The sequence below is a fragment of the Kitasatospora sp. NPDC098652 genome (genome assembly GCF_044760155.1).
Lineage (GTDB): Bacteria > Actinomycetota > Actinomycetes > Streptomycetales > Streptomycetaceae > Kitasatospora.
The window spans coordinates 931,578-932,563 of the sequence record NZ_JBIWAQ010000002.1; the positions used below are offsets into that span (position 1 = coordinate 931,578).

The window sequence follows — 986 nt, forward strand, 5'->3', positions numbered from 1 at the left end:
CGACGGAACCCGCTCGGGCGGTCGTCACGACGGAACCCACCACCCTGCGGACGGTCGTCACGACGGAAGCCACCACGGTCATCCCGGTCGCGGTTGAAGCCACCACCCTGCGGACGGTCACCGCGGTCGCGGTTGAAACCGCCACCCTGCGGACGGTCACCGCGGTCACGGTTGAAACCGCCACCCTGCGGACGGTCGCCACGGTCACGGTTGAAGCCACCACCCTGCGGGCGGTCGTCACGGCGGAAGCCGCCACGGTCGCCACCGCGGTCATCGCGGTCGCGGAACGACGGACGGTCATCCCGACGCGGACGGTCGTCACGGTCATCGCGACGGGGACGGTCGTCACGGTCGTTGGACCAGCCCCCACGCGACCGGGGCTCGTAGCCTCGGCCGTCGTCCGATCGACGCTCGGGACGGCCTTCGGGCTGGTTCGACATCCTCGTGACTCCTTCTGCTGCTTCATCTCCACCGCGGACTGGGCAACGTCAGTGCCGTCACGCGGTGTCGGCGCCGGCCTCCTGGCCGCGCACCATCTCCATTGTCCGGCATGTCGGGAGCGTCCGCGCCTGGGCGGAAGTCCCGGTCTGCCGGTCTCGTGCAAAGTTCGCAAAACACAAAAAGGCCGCGGCCCCAGCGAGTCGCTGGGGCCGCGGCCTTGAATGATTGTTCGGCGGCGTCCTACTCTCCCACAGGGTCCCCCCTGCAGTACCATCGGCGCTGTGAGGCTTAGCTTCCGGGTTCGGAATGTAACCGGGCGTTTCCCTCACGCTATGACCACCGAAACCCTATCGGGTATTCAGCGAAACACACTTTTCAGTTGAATAAGTGTTTCTTGTTCGCCGGCGATAGCTGTTCGCTACCCGGGAACCACACAGTGAACGCGAGCGTCTGAGGACAAGCCCTCGGCCTATTAGTACCGGTCAACTCCACCCCTCACAGGGCTTCCATATCCGGCCTATCAACCCAGTCGTCTACTGGGAGCC

At 65.8% G+C, this 986-nt stretch carries 2 rRNA genes and 1 pseudogene; 1 reads left to right on the top strand and 2 read right to left on the bottom strand.

The window, feature by feature from the left end:
* Window positions 1–662 (top strand): annotated as a pseudogene (locus ACIQWA_RS08135) (hypothetical protein); the annotation flags it as partial.
* A gap of 6 nt (window positions 663–668) precedes the next feature.
* Here ACIQWA_RS08135 and rrf read toward each other — a convergent pair.
* A 5S ribosomal RNA gene (rrf, locus tag ACIQWA_RS08140) occupies window positions 669–785 on the bottom strand.
* Between the two features lie 108 nt (window positions 786–893).
* Window positions 894–986 (bottom strand): 23S ribosomal RNA (locus ACIQWA_RS08145); the annotation flags it as partial.